18 protein-coding genes are annotated in these 17,175 nt (G+C 41.0%); 2 read left to right on the forward strand and 16 right to left on the reverse strand.

Annotated features, from left to right (window positions below; all coding sequences use genetic code 11):
* Positions 1–143: 143 nt before the first annotated feature.
* Positions 144–950 (reverse strand): alpha/beta hydrolase, encoded by an 807-nt coding sequence (locus tag G5B12_RS03935; RefSeq protein ID WP_174087777.1) that lies wholly within the window; start codon positions 948–950, stop codon positions 144–146.
* 270 nt (positions 951–1,220) lie between these two features.
* On the opposite strand from G5B12_RS03935, the gene G5B12_RS03940 reads away from it, so the two are divergent.
* Positions 1,221–1,700: a cyanase gene (locus G5B12_RS03940; RefSeq protein ID WP_021978103.1), complete on the forward strand. Its 480-nt coding sequence runs from the start codon at positions 1,221–1,223 to the stop codon at positions 1,698–1,700.
* A gap of 54 nt (positions 1,701–1,754) precedes the next feature.
* On the opposite strand, the gene G5B12_RS03945 is transcribed toward G5B12_RS03940, so the two are convergent.
* The 12 genes from G5B12_RS03945 to G5B12_RS17390 form a co-directional block, all read right to left on the reverse strand.
* Entirely contained in the window at positions 1,755–3,563 is a 1,809-nt protein-coding gene (locus G5B12_RS03945; protein WP_021978104.1) for a Na/Pi cotransporter family protein, read from the reverse strand.
* Between the two features lie 323 nt (positions 3,564–3,886).
* Positions 3,887–4,498, reverse strand: a complete 612-nt coding sequence (locus G5B12_RS03950) for a hypothetical protein (protein ID WP_021978105.1) — start codon at positions 4,496–4,498, stop codon at positions 3,887–3,889.
* Between the two features lie 95 nt (positions 4,499–4,593).
* A complete protein-coding gene (locus tag G5B12_RS03955; protein WP_118064506.1) occupies positions 4,594–5,619 on the reverse strand; it encodes an LCP family protein in 1,026 nt (341 codons plus the stop codon).
* 58 nt (positions 5,620–5,677) lie between these two features.
* A complete protein-coding gene (locus tag G5B12_RS03960; RefSeq protein ID WP_330597608.1) occupies positions 5,678–6,700 on the reverse strand; it encodes a hypothetical protein in 1,023 nt (340 codons plus the stop codon).
* Positions 6,701–6,719: 19 nt separating this feature from the next.
* Entirely contained in the window at positions 6,720–7,424 is a 705-nt protein-coding gene (locus G5B12_RS03965) for a polysaccharide biosynthesis tyrosine autokinase (RefSeq protein ID WP_021978108.1), read from the reverse strand.
* 22 nt (positions 7,425–7,446) lie between these two features.
* Entirely contained in the window at positions 7,447–8,229 is a 783-nt protein-coding gene (locus G5B12_RS03970; protein ID WP_021978109.1) for a YveK family protein, read from the reverse strand.
* A gap of 476 nt (positions 8,230–8,705) precedes the next feature.
* Positions 8,706–9,284 (reverse strand): hypothetical protein, encoded by a 579-nt coding sequence (locus tag G5B12_RS03975; RefSeq protein ID WP_021978110.1) that lies wholly within the window; start codon positions 9,282–9,284, stop codon positions 8,706–8,708.
* A gap of 121 nt (positions 9,285–9,405) precedes the next feature.
* Positions 9,406–9,792 (reverse strand): hypothetical protein, encoded by a 387-nt coding sequence (locus G5B12_RS03980; RefSeq protein ID WP_021978111.1) that lies wholly within the window; start codon positions 9,790–9,792, stop codon positions 9,406–9,408.
* 174 nt (positions 9,793–9,966) lie between these two features.
* Entirely contained in the window at positions 9,967–10,275 is a 309-nt protein-coding gene (locus G5B12_RS03985; RefSeq protein WP_021978112.1) for a hypothetical protein, read from the reverse strand.
* 599 nt (positions 10,276–10,874) lie between these two features.
* Positions 10,875–11,021 carry a hypothetical protein gene (locus G5B12_RS03990; RefSeq protein ID WP_174087779.1) on the reverse strand — a complete coding sequence of 49 codons (147 nt, stop codon included), beginning with the start codon at positions 11,019–11,021 and terminating at the stop codon, positions 10,875–10,877.
* Between the two features lie 624 nt (positions 11,022–11,645).
* The gene (locus G5B12_RS03995) at positions 11,646–12,476 is read right to left on the reverse strand and encodes a zinc ribbon domain-containing protein (RefSeq protein ID WP_244096036.1); all 831 of its coding nucleotides are present in this window, start codon (positions 12,474–12,476) and stop codon (positions 11,646–11,648) included.
* Entirely contained in the window at positions 12,446–12,829 is a 384-nt protein-coding gene (locus G5B12_RS17390; protein ID WP_244096037.1) for a hypothetical protein, read from the reverse strand. Before G5B12_RS17390 ends, G5B12_RS03995 begins: the two co-directional genes overlap by 31 nt.
* 519 nt (positions 12,830–13,348) lie before the next feature.
* Between G5B12_RS17390 and G5B12_RS04000 the strand changes: the two genes are divergently transcribed.
* Positions 13,349–14,263 (forward strand): RluA family pseudouridine synthase, encoded by a 915-nt coding sequence (locus tag G5B12_RS04000; protein WP_174087780.1) that lies wholly within the window; start codon positions 13,349–13,351, stop codon positions 14,261–14,263.
* A gap of 82 nt (positions 14,264–14,345) precedes the next feature.
* On the opposite strand, the gene G5B12_RS04005 is transcribed toward G5B12_RS04000, so the two are convergent.
* From G5B12_RS04005 to coaBC, 3 genes are all read right to left on the reverse strand, one after another.
* The gene (locus tag G5B12_RS04005) at positions 14,346–15,110 is read right to left on the reverse strand and encodes a type III pantothenate kinase (protein WP_021978116.1); all 765 of its coding nucleotides are present in this window, start codon (positions 15,108–15,110) and stop codon (positions 14,346–14,348) included.
* 40 nt (positions 15,111–15,150) lie between these two features.
* On the reverse strand, positions 15,151–15,792 hold the full coding sequence (locus G5B12_RS04010; RefSeq protein WP_021978117.1) for an ECF transporter S component: 642 nt from the start codon (positions 15,790–15,792) through the stop codon (positions 15,151–15,153).
* Positions 15,793–15,962: 170 nt separating this feature from the next.
* The gene (coaBC, locus tag G5B12_RS04015) at positions 15,963–17,174 is read right to left on the reverse strand and encodes a bifunctional phosphopantothenoylcysteine decarboxylase/phosphopantothenate--cysteine ligase CoaBC (protein ID WP_119247904.1); all 1,212 of its coding nucleotides are present in this window, start codon (positions 17,172–17,174) and stop codon (positions 15,963–15,965) included.
* Position 17,175: the final 1 nt, after the last annotated feature.

Raw genomic sequence — 17,175 nt, forward strand, 5'->3', positions numbered from 1 at the left:
TAATAATTCCTGCATAAATAACACCCCTTTTTCTTTTATTTTACTAGAAAAGGGGTGTGTTCACAATTTATTTACTCATGCGTTTGTCGTATATTTAACCCCACCTGGCTTTGCTATTACATATAAAACAGTTTGTTTCTTTTTCAGATCCGTACTTCCATCCACCGGATCATATCCCCGATCACTTCGTCTTTACAGTATTCATTCAAAATCTCATGGAAAAGTCCGCCGTAGATCTTCATCTGTTTATCTTTTGATCCTGCTTCTTTAAAGAAATCATAGGTATCCTGTACACTTACCAGACCGTCTTTCTCACCGTGTGTCATAAGAACCGGATAATGAAACTCTGCTTTTTTCTCCTTGAACCAGTCAAGTCCGTCACAGATCGCATAGCATAAGCCTGCTGTAAAAGACTGTTTATTATATGGATCTTTTCCGTACCAGTCTACCACTTCCTGTACAGAGCATACACCGGAGCCCAGCTGATTGGTAAGACGTGTATGTACATCCATTCCTCCCGGCACTCCACGGATCAGATTTCCGTTATCTGCAGTCAGTGCACCGCTGGTAATGATTCCCCGGAGCTTTTTGTCCGGATATTTGGCTCCATACAGAGAAACGGTAAATCCTCCCATGCTGTGTCCGAGAAGGAACACCGGAATATCCGGATTTTCTTCAATGGCCATATCCACCACTACATTGGTATCATCCAGAAGTTCATTAAAATCCGAATAAAAAGTCTCCTCACCTTCGGATCGTCCATGTCCTCTGTGATCAAAACGGTAGGTACCGATTCCTACTTCATGAAGCTTCTCCGCAAAATAATCGTACCTGCCCTGATGCTCACAGAGACCGTGAACGATCACGATCACAGCCTTATTATCTGCTGCCGTTTCCTTTTTCAGATACAGTTTCGTTCCGTCAAACGATGTGATCATATTCTCACCCATAGTAAAAACCTCCTTTTTCCTGCTGTAAGATACGCATCCCCATTATACGTCTCACGCTGTCTCATAGATTTATCATACCATGAAATCTGTATTTTGATAACCCCTGATTCCAATTATCAGCAATTATATATTTTTTATGGTAAATAGTAATAAATAAAGCATTGACACATTCTGTTCTCTGAACTATAATTGTTTTGTACAGCGAGGTACCTTTTTAAGGCATCTCGTTTTTTTGTTATATACAATTATTTATTTAAGGAGGAATCTATTATGACACCAATGAATAACGCTGATTATCTTACCCGACTGGAACATGCTGACGAACTGGAAGCTTTAAAAGCAGCAAAAAAAGCTTCCGGGCTGACTTACGAACAATTAGCCGAACTCATAGGAGTCAATAAAGTATGGCTCGCTTCTGTATTTGAAGGACAGCAGTATGTTCCGGAAGAATATACCCTGAAACTTGCAGAAGCGCTTAAAATCAGTCCATCCGCTACTGCATTTCTCAACAGCCATCCGTATAAAGGAAATACTGATCCGATTCTTTACCGGCTTCATGAAGTCATTGATACTTACGGTCCCGCTATCAAAGATATCATTCATGAACAGGGCGGAAACGCCATCATGAGTGCCATTGATTTCGGTCTGGATGTAGATGTGACCGAAGACGCGGAAGGAAATCACCGTGTTATCATTAAATTCGATGGTAAACTTCTTCCTTATGCTAAAAAGGGAAAATATCCGTGGTAGGAACAAAAACGCCAGTTTCGAGTTAATTTGAAACTGGCGTTTTTTTGCAAATCTTTATTCTACTTCTTCCGGCTCCATGCTGAGCACATGACCTTCCTGATTTTCGATATCGTATTTCTGTCCGTACTCCTTGAAGTACTGATAATATTCCACACTGTTGGTCGGATAAATCTTGGAATCATGGATATGAAGATCCGAACCGGTTTCTCCACTCTTCATAAGCGCAACCATAGCACTTGCACAGTGCGTTGCGATACGGCCAAAACTGTTCAGGATATCACTGAACACCGTTCCTTCTTCCAGTCCGCATTTGCCCTGGCTCAGGCGCTCTGCGTGGCGCATTTTCAGCATATCACAAAGTCCTGTGATCACAGCTCCCAGAGGTGCTACTCTCTGTGCCATTTCCTTATCATCTTTCATAAAAGCATTGCAGGTTATGTTGATATCCTCACGGACCGCTTCCATAACAACATTCAGCTCATCCCAGGCTTCCTGAGAAAAATTCGTGTGATTATCATGCATCTCGCTGGACATATGTGCAATATAAGAAGCATGATCACCAATACGCTCAAAGTCATTGATCGTATGCAGATACAGAGAAGTCTGTCTTGTCTGTGCAGAATTCATCTCTCTCTTGGTCAGCTGGATCAGATATTCTCCAAGACGACTTTCATACTTGTCGATCAGATCCTCTTTTCGCTGAACCTTATCGTATTTATCCTGCTGATAGTCATTCAGAAGGTTCATAGCTCTGTTGACATTTTTGCGGAGTTTCTTGGACATTCCGTTCATTACACGGTGGCACTGTGCGATGGCAAGGGCCGGGTAATTCAGAAGACGCTCCTCCAGAAGATCAAAGTCCGCCTCATCTTCCAAGTCCTCTTTGTTATCCTTCACAAGCCAGCATACCAGCTTCTCGATCTTTGGAATGAACGGGAACAGCACGATAACTGTTGCCAGACGGAAGACTGTGTTCAGAAGGGCGATCGCTACCGGTGTCATCGTCATATCCATAAATGTAAAATGTACAAATGCATTCACTGTGTAGAAGATCACAGACCACATGATAAGACCAAACAGATCATTGATCAGATACACAAGAGCAGTTCTCTTACCGTTCTTATTTGCACCAATCGCAGAAATAAGGACCGGACATGCAGCACCGACACCAATACCAAGAACGATTGGAAACGCACTTGCAAATGTCAGGATTCCGGTTACAGACAGCGCCTGAAGTACACCGACTGTTGCAGATGCGCTCTGCAGTACCGCGGTAAATGCAATACCAACCAGGATACCTGCGATCGGATTGGAAAACATAGTCAGCATCTTGATAAATACCGGGCTCTCACGCAGTGGGGATACCGCACCACTCATCATCTGCATACCTGTCATCAGGATTGCAAAACCAAGCATGATATTTCCTACATTCTTATGTAAGGTTCGCTTACAGAACATGCGGAAAATAATGCCAACAACTGCCACAACAGCTGAAATTGTTGCTGTGGAAAGAATACTTGCGATACCATTGGATCCTTCGATATAAGAAAGACATAAGATCCAGCCGGTGATACTGGTTCCGATATTCGCTCCCATGATGATACCGATCGCCTGTTTCAGCTTCATCATACCGGAGTTTACAAAACCGATTACCATAACTGTCGTCGCGGAAGACGACTGGATCACACTGGTAACACCAGTGCCAAGTGCGACACCCTTCAGTGGAGTATTGGTCATCTTATAGAGAAACGCTTCGAGCTTATTTCCAGCTGCCAACTTCAGACCATCGCCCATTAAGGACATTCCAAACAAAAATAATGATACTCCACACAACAAAGATAAGATCATTGAAAAAATTGCCATAATTTTCTCCTTTGTCATACTCGCTTCCTGTCAGCATCTGCCAGGAGCCGTGTTATCCCGAAAATGTAATTTTACATTTCCTTAATCTGGATTTTTCTTATTTTTAACATTTTCCCATTTATTATGCCACATCGCTTCCCATATTACAACAACTGATTTATTTCAAAAATAAAAAAAATTTGAAGACTGTCCTTTGATTTTCAAAAGTCAGCCTTCAATCTGAGTATTTTTGAGTAATTATTCACAAAATTTATGCCATATAGAAAAAACAGCTCCACGATATTTGTTCCATATCGCAAAGCTGTTTTTATTATTTTTGAGAATTATTTTGTTGTGTCTGCTTTCGCATCGGCAATAACTGAGAAGTAGCAAAGATCATCTAATGCAACTTTGAGTGTTTTATTCTCTTTATCAACACTGATCGGATCTACAACTGACCACTCATTTTTCTCTGCGTTATAGCATAACAACTGAATGTTCTCCATGTCATCTGTGATGCTTGGGATAGAAATTTCAACCTCATATTTGCCATCTGCATTCTTTTCAGCTCTGGTAGCATCAAGAACTTTAAACTGTGTAAAGCCTGTAACGAAATCTTTTCCGTCAAGTTTCTCGATTACTTCCTCAAGTTTTGCTTTCAGAGTTTCATCTTTCTCATCTGTTGCAAGAGCCTTCAGAACATCGATGAATTCAGGCATATCCATTTTGCCTTCTCCAACTTTCTGGAATGCTTCTGCAATTGTCGGATACTTCTGCTGAAGATCCTTAACTCCTTCTGTATCTTCGATCTTCTGAATGATCTCATAGATCTGAGACTGCTCCTGGCTTACCGTAACATCCTTAGTACGACTTCCGTCTGCGCTGACACAAAAAGCACATCCTACACTGAGAACTGCTGCTAACGCAAGTGCCATGAATTTCTTTGCAATTTTCATAATGCACCTCTCCTTTTGAGTGAAATATTTAGATAATAGCACTTTCTGTACTATCAATCTCTTAGATATAAGAATAAATCAAACTGAAAAAAATATCAATCATTTTTCTCATAAAACATGGAAATAATCATTTCTGTCAATGCATCTTCATCAATATGATATTCATCAAAATTCTCTCCTTCAGTTCCCTGTCCCGGAACTGTCTGAGTATCGGAAATACCATTCTGTGAAGCAACGAGAAGTTTTGCAAAAACATCATTTCCCATACTGGTTACTGTATAATCTTTAATACTGCTGTAAAGATCAGCAACGAATCCGGCATTTTGACTCGCCTCATCCTGGCATTTTTTCAACAGAGCCTGAATATAAGTTTTCTGACGTTCCTGTCTTACAAGTGCACTCTGACTCTTTTTTGTATCACGATAGTGTACAAACTGCTCTGCATTTTCACCTGTCAATGTTACGGTTGAACCTTCTTTAAAATCCGGATTCACATCCTCAAGACTGCTATCTGGTACTGTAATCTCCACACCACCTACAAAATCTGTCAGAGCCGCAATTCCGTCCATATTCATAGAACAGTATCCCTGGATCGGGACACCATCCAGCATATTGGAAACTGCTGTTTTCATAAGCTCACAGCTTTTCTGTTTTCCATCGCCATACGCATACTGGATATTAATATGATCGGTAGTCATACCAAGACTTTTTCCACTTGGATTGAATACTTCAATTTTTGTCATGGAATCTCTTGGAATAAACAGAACTTTCAGTTGCTCTGTTGCTCTGTCCATGGAAACCAGAAAAATGGAATCCGCCTGACCGGCATCTTTCTGAGATTCATATGTATCAACATTTTCTCTGGTATCAATTCCCATAAACAGGTAGTTACTCAAATGGTCATTATATTTGTAAGTGCTTCCCTGATACTCTATGGTATCTGCGTCATTCTGTGTCTGACTTCGTTCTGCCTGACCGGAAACTTTCATTTCGGATTCTGTTTTTGTCTGTTTCCAAAGATAATATACGCCGACGAAAACAGCTGCCAGAATAATTATTATGATCAGCACAGTCAGATATATTTTTCTCTGATGTGCAGTGTTTCTTCCTGAATTCTTCATTTCCTATCCTTCAGTCTTATTCCATGGATATCCATAAAACAAATTCTTCGCCTGTATCTTAATTTTTGCTGATATAATTTAATTCTTCCAGTTTTTGGAGGATTGCCTCAGCCATTGCCTGCTGTGCTTCCTTTGTGGATGCAGGCTGTGGTGTCACAGATGCCAGGCTGATATAATGTTCTCCCCATTTCTGACTGAGCACCTGATCCAAAGCATCTGATGTCACAGTGCCATCCATTGGTCTGGTTCCCACTACAAGGAATTCTTCCTTATCCTGGAATGTATTCAGAATATTCTCCTGCTGCTCTGCAAGTTCGGCCGGGTCATGATTCCAGCCACCATAATATCCCATAAAAATAACCGGGATACAGTCCAAATCATTTCTGGTTGTCTCTTCTTCTGTCAGGTCACGGATTCCAGTTTCTGTTACATTCAGCTGTGCACCATTAGCAGCCTGCTGATGTTTGGTGATATATCCCTGGATCGTATCGTCACTTACTCCCGCCATTTTCATCATGGAAAGAGTTCCACCACCCTGAAGCGTTTTATTGATCACGGTAAGGTTGCTGTATCCATTCTCTGTGAGAAGTTTCTGAAGTACTGCCATATAGGAATAGGTATTTGATTCCTCTCCATTGATCAGATCATCTCCCCAGCACACAATACCTGAAATTTCTTTTTTTGTGTCTGCGGTATCAGCTGCTGTTTCATCCGTGCTGTCTGTACTATCCGCAGATTCTGTTGTATCAGAATCAGTTGCTGCATTTGCTTTTTTGTCATCTGCCTTATCGCTGCTGTCTGCTGAATCCGCATCGGACTTAGCATCTACACTGTCAGAAGACTTTGAACTATCATCTGCCGCCCCGTCTTCTTTCTCCAGCTGTGAAGCGTGTTCTTTTACAGTCTCATAATCTTCAATACCCTTCTGCTCACTTCCGGCAAGCTTTTCCAGACGGTGTGCTTCCGCTTTTTCAGATTCACGGCTCATCATAAAAATAGAGCCAAGAACTCCGATCAGCAAAATACAGATGATTGCCAACAGTATATTAAGTTTTTTACTGTTTCTTTTATTTCCGTTCACTTTTTCCCAGCTTTCTTTTTTATTTATTCTCTTCTTCCGCCCGACGGTAATATTCTCCATAATGTTTGTAATAGAAGGAATAATATTTATCCGCTTTCGTGTCGATCTTATTCATAACTGCACCAAGAATCTGACAGCCGCTTCTTTCAAGCTGTGAAAGTGCTCTCTGTGCATCTTTATATCTGACATTTCCCGGCTCGATCAGGAAAACAGCACCATCACAATATCTTCCGATCACTGCCGCATCAACAACAGTTCCAATTGGCGGAGTGTCGATCAATATGTAACTGTAGTATTCACGGACCTTCTTCAGAAAAACCTGAAAGACATTTTCACTGAGTAAGCCTGACGGGTTCGGTGCAGAAGGACCACCAAAAATGATATCCATATTCTCAAAATTGGTTTCATAAATAATATCATTGATATTTGCCTGTCCACTTAAGAACTGAGAAAGGCCCCGTACCTCTTCTTCAACCCCGAGACGGCCTACATAAGCGGTTTTACGGATATCCGCATCCAGAAGAAGTACCTTCTTTCCGATACTTCCAAGTTCCTGTGCAAGACTTAAAACAACATCACTCTTTCCCTCATTTGGAAAACAGCTTGTGATCAGAATTGTCTTTATGCTCTGGCCGGACAGCTGAATATTCGTACGCAGCGTTTTGATCGCTTCATTATAGTAATAATTATTTTTACGTTTATCTGTTAACGTGATTTTCTTCATTGTTCAGATTCCTCCATTTGCTTTAGCGATGACTTTTTTTCTTATTCTTTTTACTTTTTACATTTACAAAGTCTTTTCTGTCAGGAACCTTTGCAAGTACGGAAATTCCCAGATATTTCTCAATATCCTCTTCTGTCTTGATCGTATCATCCATTATCGTAAGAACTACAACAATCGCCGCACATGCTACAAATCCGAGAAGGAAACCGATTTCTGCATTTTTCTTCACGCTTGGTGATGTTCTGATCGTAGCAATCTTACCAACCTCGATGATCTTAGGCGGAACAACTTCCATTTTGTCTCCGATAAAGGAAGATGAAACATTGGCAACTTCATCTACGATTTCCTTTGCAAGAGCGGAATCCGCATTATTTACTGTGATCTCCAGAATACGAGTATCTGTTGGATTGTTAATGGAAATCGTCTTTCTCAGATCTTCTGCTGTCATATCCAGTTTCAGATTCTCGATAACTTGTTCCAGAACCGGTGTACTGGTAATCAGTACCGTATAATCGCTGGTCAGGCTAGCTCCCAGCTGCAGATCCGCCAGAGAAGTCAATGTAGTTTCCTTGGAAAGTACCAACATACTGGATGTGGAACTATAAATTGGTGTCATCATAAACTGCGTATATGCTCCGGCACCACATCCACCGATCAACGCTACCATCAGAATCAGCAGGATTTTTCTCTTCAGAGCCTGAAGAATCTCTCTTAAATCAATTTCCACTTCATCATCATTGACATCTGATGCAACTACCGCAGGTATTTTACTGTTTTCTAATTTACCGTCCAAATTGTTCACCATTGTAATTTCCTTTTCCTTCTTTAATAATGTAATACTTCGTTACTGACAATTCTTCACAGTAACATATTTTTTGATAAACCGAATATATTCTACCGTAGGATGCCCCAAAAGTCAATTGTATGATCCGATTTTCACGTCAGATTTTCGTGTTTGAAAGAAATTCGATCAGACGGGACTAATAAAATATTCCACAAAATATAAAGCTCTATGAATATGTTCAAACACCATGGTCTGTTGTCTGAAATTCATTTTATCAAAGCATAAATTGCGTTTATTTATCACAAATAAAAAATATTACCCCGAAATTGTATGTGATTAGTCAAGCGGATATTCGCAATCCGCTTCGCTACTTGCTCATAACCAAATAACTGCTCCGCAGTTTATCAGGAAGAGCTTGCACTCCTCCTGATACAAGCAAGTCCCCACCCACTGCTTATTGCTTTTCGCAATTGAAGCAGGGGACTTACTTGATTTGGTTAAAGTTTTCTGTCGTCTTTTTCCTTGTGGATACTTCTGACAAATTCTTTAATTTTTCTGAGCCAGCCCGGTGTCCTCTCAGGATTCTTACTTCTATTGTTCATCTCCTCTTTATGGATATACTCCATAAATGCCTCAAGATCATTGACATACCTGCCATTATGATTTCTTGAAGTTAATAGTACTGCCGGCGTGCATTCTGTTCCAGGTACTAATTGTTCTATTTCATCAAATAATTCTTTAAAACGATCACCGGGAACCATATATATGTAATTGAATTTTGTTTGGTCAGAATATACAATATCAAATTCTATTCCTCCGATATCCGTACAAAATTCATTTTCCTGCTTTTCTATAACAGCAGATATCATTCCAACTATACGCTCATACTGGGCTTTAAAAAACGGTTTATCTATTTTATAACTCCATTTTATTTTTGGATTGAACCTGGTTTCAATTTCCGGATTGTATTCATATGAAATTGAATCTTCTGTAAGGATCAGTTTATCAGTAAAAGCATCCTGCACAGGTCCAAAACCAGATGAACTTTCTATTATAATCTGAATAATATCTTTCATAATTCCTCCAGTTGATTATTGTTATACAACTCAAGTCCAGCGGATATTCGCGATTGAAGCAAGGAGACTTCCCTGATTCGGTTGACTACTTCTGATATAAATATTATCTATGATCAGATTTTTATTTCAAATCCTCGTGTTTTGAAGGAATTTCAATCAAACCGAACTGATAAAACATTCCATAAAGATAGGAAACTCCACGAATATCCCCCAACGCCTTAGGCCGTGGCACCATCGGTTTACCCGCTGTCTTTTCAAACGCTTTCATCACAGAACTCCACGCCAGGCTTTTACTGTTTTTTCGCCTGTCAATCCATAATTCTTTCGTCAGCTCGCCATTTCTCCCCTTCTTCAACTGATAGGTAAACGGGAGCCCGGAAACTGTCTGAAATTCATATCCCTGAAAAGCAAGAATACACTCCCAGAGATGTTCCGGGTCGTGGTATTTCTGTAAGTCTTTTATTGCCTGTTGCTGTTGCTGATATTGTTGTAAGTCTGTGTATTGCATAAATGTTATTGTCCTTTGAGTTGGTATAATGTTGTTTTCTACTAATTATAGCAAATCTCTTAAATAATTCAATCTCTTTACAACGGTGATAAAATATAGTGCAAGAGCTGATAAAATGCTATACCATAAAACATTAACTTTGTTATACACCCTGTGTCAGAATAAACATATTATCTAGTAGCTTTTTTTACGATATTTATTTTTTCCTCCCAAGACTGCAATGTCCGTAAAGACGTCATATTTCATAAGATCGTCTTGCGTTACTATTATTTCCCTTAGACAGTCTTCGAGACAATCTTTCATGCACGGCTCAGACACAATCGCCTCATATAATTTACCAATCGTTAAATTAAAATACCAATATGTCCACTCATTTTTATTATTTATCAACTGTGCTTCTGGTTTCAATTTCACTGCATTTATTACATTAACCTCTCTTAAAATTCTTCGTTCTTTATTTCGATTATAATCTCCTACCCACATTACCTTACCTGCAATACAATCCTGATAAAATCCTGTTCTCCTAACATAAATAAGGTAATATCTATCCGTACTATCAATAATATTTTTCGGTACAGTTCCGCTTTCGGCTAAAATTCTATTAAAGTTATCATCAAAATTCTTATCTGTTTTATAAAAATAATCCTGGTATTCTATCTTATACAGATCACATAATTTTTTCGCCGTTTCCTCTGTGACAATTGCATTTTCTTTTTCTATCCTTTCTAAATTTCTTACTGTACGTATTCCTTGGATAATTTAAAGCATTCTCTCAAAATCCTAAGATCTGATTTACATTGAAATCTGATTTTATATTTCATTTTTAATTACATTCCTTCAATTGTCTTTCATCCAGCGCTAAATGTTAACTGTATTATAACAATTTTCATATTATTCCTCAACGACACGTTTCCATTAGTCTCAAGAGCCTTGAACCCCTTATATTTACTGTATTTTTGGACATTTCAAATTTCTCACCGTGTGACCATTTTTATCATTTCTTTCGGTAAGTGCTTCAAAACATGGCGTAGTGCAACATAACAGTTTTTCTGTTATGACATCTACATCATTGTTTGAGGCACTTACACACGTTTCTCGATCACTTTCATTTCCCCGCCACAGATATCGCTCTTTTCTTCTGGAGGAATGATGTATTCCTCAATCTCTTCCGGAAAGCCTGCCAGCATCTCTGCACGTACACCCGGCTGACGTGCTGTACGTTTATACAATCTTACTGCAATCTTTGCCTTCGACAGGTTTAGCGTAAGCGCAAAATATTGCTATGTTACTCATGAATTACGCTTGCACCAAAATGATAGATGCAATCCTTATAACATTCCTTTATTTTTGTAATAATCATACAAACAACCCGATCATTCTTATTGCAACCTACACAATGATTTAGTCATCTCTTATGATGTCTACACAATGGAATATTAGCAGTTTTCGACCGTTACTCAACGACACGCAGATAAATGCAGTTATCAGTATTAACGCCCTACTGCACAAAACATGATTTTCACAGTAAAATGCAGCGCATATTTATGCAAAAAGTCGTATATTTGTATGTATATTCAACTCCACCATAGGCCATCAGACCACGACTGATTTTGCCCCGTAGACATTTTTAGGGGACAGTAATTACAATAAAATTGCAATCCACATTCGGAATATCAAACTTCATTTCTATAACTTCGAACACACCCCATCCACCCACAAAAGGAGGCCACATGGTTCTCTGGCGACGCCTGCGGGGGCCGCCGGGCGGTATTCAACCCGAAGAGGTTGCGTCACTGGCGCTTCCTCTTTTGCTGATTTCTCAGCATCTATATAAGAGGCATTTCTGCCGCTTATTAACTTTTTGATCCAGATCTTTTCTGAAAGCTTTGCTGGCATTTGCAGGCCAGGTTTCTGGAGCCGTTCAGAAAGCGGTTGATCTGGTGGCCGTTCTGGCAGATGAACAATTTGCTCTGTTTTTTTCCGGGTGAACCGCAGATTGAGCAGTATTTTTCTGTTCCATCGGCGCGTAGTTCCAAAACAAGGATTCCTTCTGCCCAGGCTTTATATTTCAGATAATTTCGTATCTTTGTGCTCAGATGAAGCGGGGAATCATTGCCGCTTCTGTACATGGTCATACGGGAAAAATCCTCATCATATTCCGGAAGCACAATAATTCCTGCCTGGTTCTCTTTGCAAAAATCCAGAATTTCTCTGCTTACCTGATGTGCATAATGCTCGTTCAGGTGTTTATAACGCATGTAATATTTTTTATTTGGCTGATCCACGTTGTCTTTATCCGTAAAAACTTTGGATGCTTCTATTTTTTTCAGCAATGTTTTGCAGTGATAACGATATGCATTTCCTCCGTGACAGTTTTTCACACTGACTGGTCTGGACCGTTCATCCAGCACACTGCATACCGCAAAACTATCCGTATTTGTAAAACGCACACCACATACTCTGCAGCCTTCTTTCATCCGTTCTTTTGCAGTCCTGGCATCCGAATTTTCCTGCTTCACAGGAACATGCAACATCAGCCATTTTCCCTCGTGAACCAGAGTCGGTGAAAGTAACGCCGAATTTGCCGGAAAAGAGCGTCCTGTAAGTCCGCATTCCGTCCAGATCCATTTCTTTCCATTCCAGAGTTTCAAAACTACAGAAGTGGATGTAAGATCTCTGTACATTCCTTTAAAAAAGTAATATTCGCTTCAATCTTCTGTGGAAAACATCCGGAAGCAGCCGATGTTTTTACTGCCATAGACGCCTTATTCATTGCGGACCGTCGAAAGTAAACCGGAAGTTTTCCCCCTGGTGGAAGATATTCAGGAACTCTTCCATCTTTTCCAAGAACCGTTAATTTCTCCAGCTGTCCCTGGATCGTAAGAAGATTTTCTGTCCAGAGTTCATTTCTGTCCTTTAAAAGCTCATAATAAAAAACAACTGCCTCGCAATATAACTTCTCTGTTTCCGCAAGTATCTGCTTTTCAGAACAGAAAAGCCGCATGCGCCATGTCCTGATACTGTATCCTGTCTTCATGGAATCACTTTCTGCTGTTATTGTTCGCTTAATATTTTCATAAGCGAAAAAGCAGCGAAATCTCTTATATTAAGCGGCTTTTCCAGTTATGTCAGTTCTATATCTGACCACTTATTGACTACTTTAAAAAAATAGAAAATACGTAGAAACATTGATTTTACAAGGATTTGAGTAAAAGAAAAGTGACCACTAATAAGATTTTGGATGTATGATCAAAGATTTTTTTGGCATAAATTGTTGAAAATAGTTGTAGAAATCGTCATTTTTAGCTTATAAAGCGTCATTTGCACGCCTTGACAAAGGAAAATGACGATGGTATCATTACAAAAGGTTGTAGAAATATGTCTTTTTAGTCTGTGACTTATGAAGATATTTTACGACACCATTTCTCCCGGGCAGTATCTAAACTCCCTGCTGCATCCGTCTGGTAAATTATTCTTTCAAATGTTATACTGTTAACACAGTGTTATTTCCACTATAATAAACATCAAAAAATCCACCCCAAAAAAGGAAACACATATGCAGAGAATTATTACCTATACCATCTTATCCGGAGATTCCGAAACTTCCGTTCTTTCTTTTCTCAGAAAAAATGGTTTTTCCAAACATATATTGACAACTATGAAGCGTGCAGAGCATGCGATCCTGCTGAACGGGCATCCGGCTTTTGGCAGGACGGTTCTGAAAGAGGGGGATGTTCTTCGGATCCTTGTCCCGGAAGAAAACGGAGCAGCTGATAACGGATCGGCTGCTTCCATCATCCCGGTGCAGCTGCCGCTGGATATCCTGTATGAGGATGAAGATATCCTTGTCCTGAACAAACCTGCTGATATGCCTGTGCATCCTTCTGCCGGGAACTACGAGAATACTCTTGCCAACGGAGTGGCCTGGTATTATAAACAGCAGGGGGGAAATTTTGTCTACCGCTGTATCAACCGGCTGGACCGGGACACTACCGGTGTCCTCGTCCTGGCAAAAAATCCCTTAAGTGGTGCACTTCTGTCTGCTCAGATGAAACAGCGCCAGATCCGCCGCACTTACCTGGCTCTTACAGATGGAATTCCACCGGAAAGAGGAACCGTTTCCGCGCCCATTGCACGAATGGATGACTCCGTTATCACCAGAGAAGTAAACTGGGAGCATGGAGAAACTGCGGTAACTCATTATGAACGCCTTGCTGTCAGTAACGGCTATTCTCTTGTGGAACTTCATCTGGACACGGGACGTACACATCAGATCCGTGTCCATATGAAATACATCGGCTGTCCTCTCCCCGGAGATTTCCTTTATCATCCGGTTTTTGACCGGATCAGCCGGCAGGCACTCCACTCTTTTCAGTTGGAATTCTGCCACCCCATCACAAAAAAAACTCTACGTTTTCTGGCCCCTGTACCGGAAGATTTCCAGAAAGCATTTGCAGAAAAAAGCCTGTAAAAATAAACAAACACAAAAAAACAGCTGCCTTATGTGCATTACATTCCCTGCACACAGACAGCTGTTTCGCCATTTCTGTTAATTATTTATTTTTCTCATAAATCACAAGCAGTCCTTTAAGCAGAAGATCCTCATCCAGGATGATCTCTTTCTTACAGTGAGAAACGATCTTCTTTGCAAGGCCACCAGTTGCGATCACGGTTGCCTTTTCTCCAAGTTCCTCTTCCACACGGTCAACAATTCCGTCAATAGCCGCTGCATTGCTGTAGAGCACACCGCTCTTCATGCACTCGATGGTATTTTTTCCAAGTACATGTTTCGGTGCGTCAATACTGATCCCGCTAAGCTGGGATGCTCTGGCTGTCAGTGCGTCCAGAGATACACCTACGCCTGGCATGATCATACCACCGATATACTGTTTCTTATCATTGACAACGGAGACGGTGGTTGCAGTTCCCATATCGATCACAATAAAAGGGACCGGATACTCGTTCAGACCAGCTACCGCATTTGCCACAAGGTCCGCTCCAAGCTGTCCCGGATTATCCATCATGATATTCAGGCCTGTTTTTACTCCAGGTCCCAGTACCATAACCTCTTTTTTCAGGATTTTTTCTGCCGCCAGCTTGGCAATATTGGTGATCTGCGGAACAACGGAGGAAATAATACAACCTTCAATATCTGTTTTTTTGATGTGATAAATATCCAGCACTGTCTTGAGATCAACGGCATATTCCAGTTCTGTCTTGGTCCGCACAGTGGAAAGCCGCTCAATAAAGTATGTTTTTTTGTCATCAATACATCCGACAACAATGTTTGTGTTTCCAATATCAATTGCTAAAATCATAATTTTCTTTTCCCGTCTTTTTATAAAATAATGAAACGTTTTATGCCTTTGCTTTCTCACGGCTAATCTGTGTGGAAGGGATCAGATGTGCTTTGGAAAGAGCGGCTCCTACTGCACCGGTGATCACGGTGGAGGAAACCATCTCACATACAGCATTGATTCCTACCATCAGGCAGCAGCCGATGATAATGTTATGGCCACCCATCAGATTTTTAACATATTCAGTATTTCCGAACAGTCCTACAAGTGCTGCCATAAAGAACAGCGTATTCAGAAATGCGGAAAAAAATCCGGTCACAGCACAGGCTACATAAGTATTGCTGACTTTACGCATACCTCTGAAGATGTATCCCAGGCAGATACCATCGAGAAGTCGTGGTACAAATCGCTGGATAAAAGCAAATACCGGATTGATACCAAAAAGCACAACTCCCATCGCACTGGAGCCCCCCACTCCGATACACTGCAGAAAGCTGGTGAGGCCGAAGATCGCACCTGCTACGGCTCCTCCTACAGGACCGAGAACTACTGCACTGATCGCTACCGGGATCACGTTAAAGGAAATAGCCAGTGGTCCGATATTCAGATATCCCAGTGGTGTGTAAGCCATAAGCAGTAAAATTGCTGCCATCAGGCCAAGTAACGTAAGCTGCGCTGTTGTAAATCTGTTGTTGTTTTTCATTTTTTCTTCCTCCTTGTTACCGTTCCGTCTCAGAAATCTTCCGGAACACAGCATATCCCGGTATTTTCTTTACGGATACAATACGGTGATGGAAAGCGGTCCGGATTTTTCTCTCCTTCAGAATCCGCTTTACTCATTTAAAAACCTGATCATCTGAATTTTTGATCTGGTTATTTCGTGGTATTCCTGCACGTAATAAGTGCAAGAATTTTATCCAGGATTTTAAGGGCTGCATCCTCCTTACTCATAAGAGGGAGTGACACTTCCTCATCCTGTGTAATCAGGGTCAGAACATTGGTATCGCCCTGGAATCCGGCACCTTCAACCTTTAAGTTGTTCGCTGCTACCATATCCAGATTTTTCTTTTCAAGTTTTGCCCTGGAATTACCGATCATATCTTTTGTTTCCATGGAAAAGCCGCAGAGGAACTGTCCGGTTCTCTTGTGCAGGCCCAGATATTTCAGAATGTCATCTGTCCTCTCAAGCTCTATGGAAATCTGATCATCTTTCTTTTTGACTTTATCTTCACAGACCTGCTTCGGACGGTAATCCGCCACTGCTGCTGCTTTTATGATAATGTCCTGCTGATCACTTAAGTCTGTTACTGCCTCAAACATATCTCTGGCCGTTGTCACAGGAATCACATTTACAAAGAGTGGTGGCTGGATGGCGGTAGGTCCACTTACCAGCGTGACCTCCGCTCCCCGGAGCATAGCCATCTTTGCAATTGCGTATCCCATCTTTCCGGAAGAATGATTGGTAAGGCAACGGACCGGATCGATCGCTTCCTGTGTCGGTCCTGCTGTTACCAGAACTTTTTTGCCGGCGAGATCTTTTTCAAAAGCGACTTCTTTCAGAATGTATTCCAGAAGTGTCTCCGGCTCAGGCATTTTCCCTGCACCTGTATCTCCGCAGGCCAGATATCCACTTGCCGGTGTCAGCACTTCATAACCATAGGATAACAGCTTCTTAATATTATCCTGCACAATAGGGTTTTCATACATGGCAGTATTCATGGCCGGTGCAAAAATTTTCTGGCATCGACAGGCCATAACTGTTGTTGTAAGCATATCATCGGCAAGGCCATTGGCAATCTTGCCGATCACATTGGCACTGGCCGGTGCGATCATTACGACATCTGCTTTCTTTGCAATGGAAACATGTTCTACCTGGAACTGAAAATTCCGGTCAAAAGTATCCACCAGACATTTATTTCCGGTCAGTGTCTCAAACGTGATCGGATTGATAAAATTCGTGGCATTCTCCGTCATCAGCACATGGACATCTGCATGAAGCTTCTTAAGCGCACTTGCCAGATATGCGATCTTATATGCGGCAATACTTCCTGTGATCCCAAGAAGTACAGTTTTCCCTTTCAGCATC

Source organism: Blautia sp. MSK.20.85 (genome assembly GCF_013317245.1).
Classification (GTDB): Bacteria; Bacillota; Clostridia; order Lachnospirales; family Lachnospiraceae; genus Blautia_A.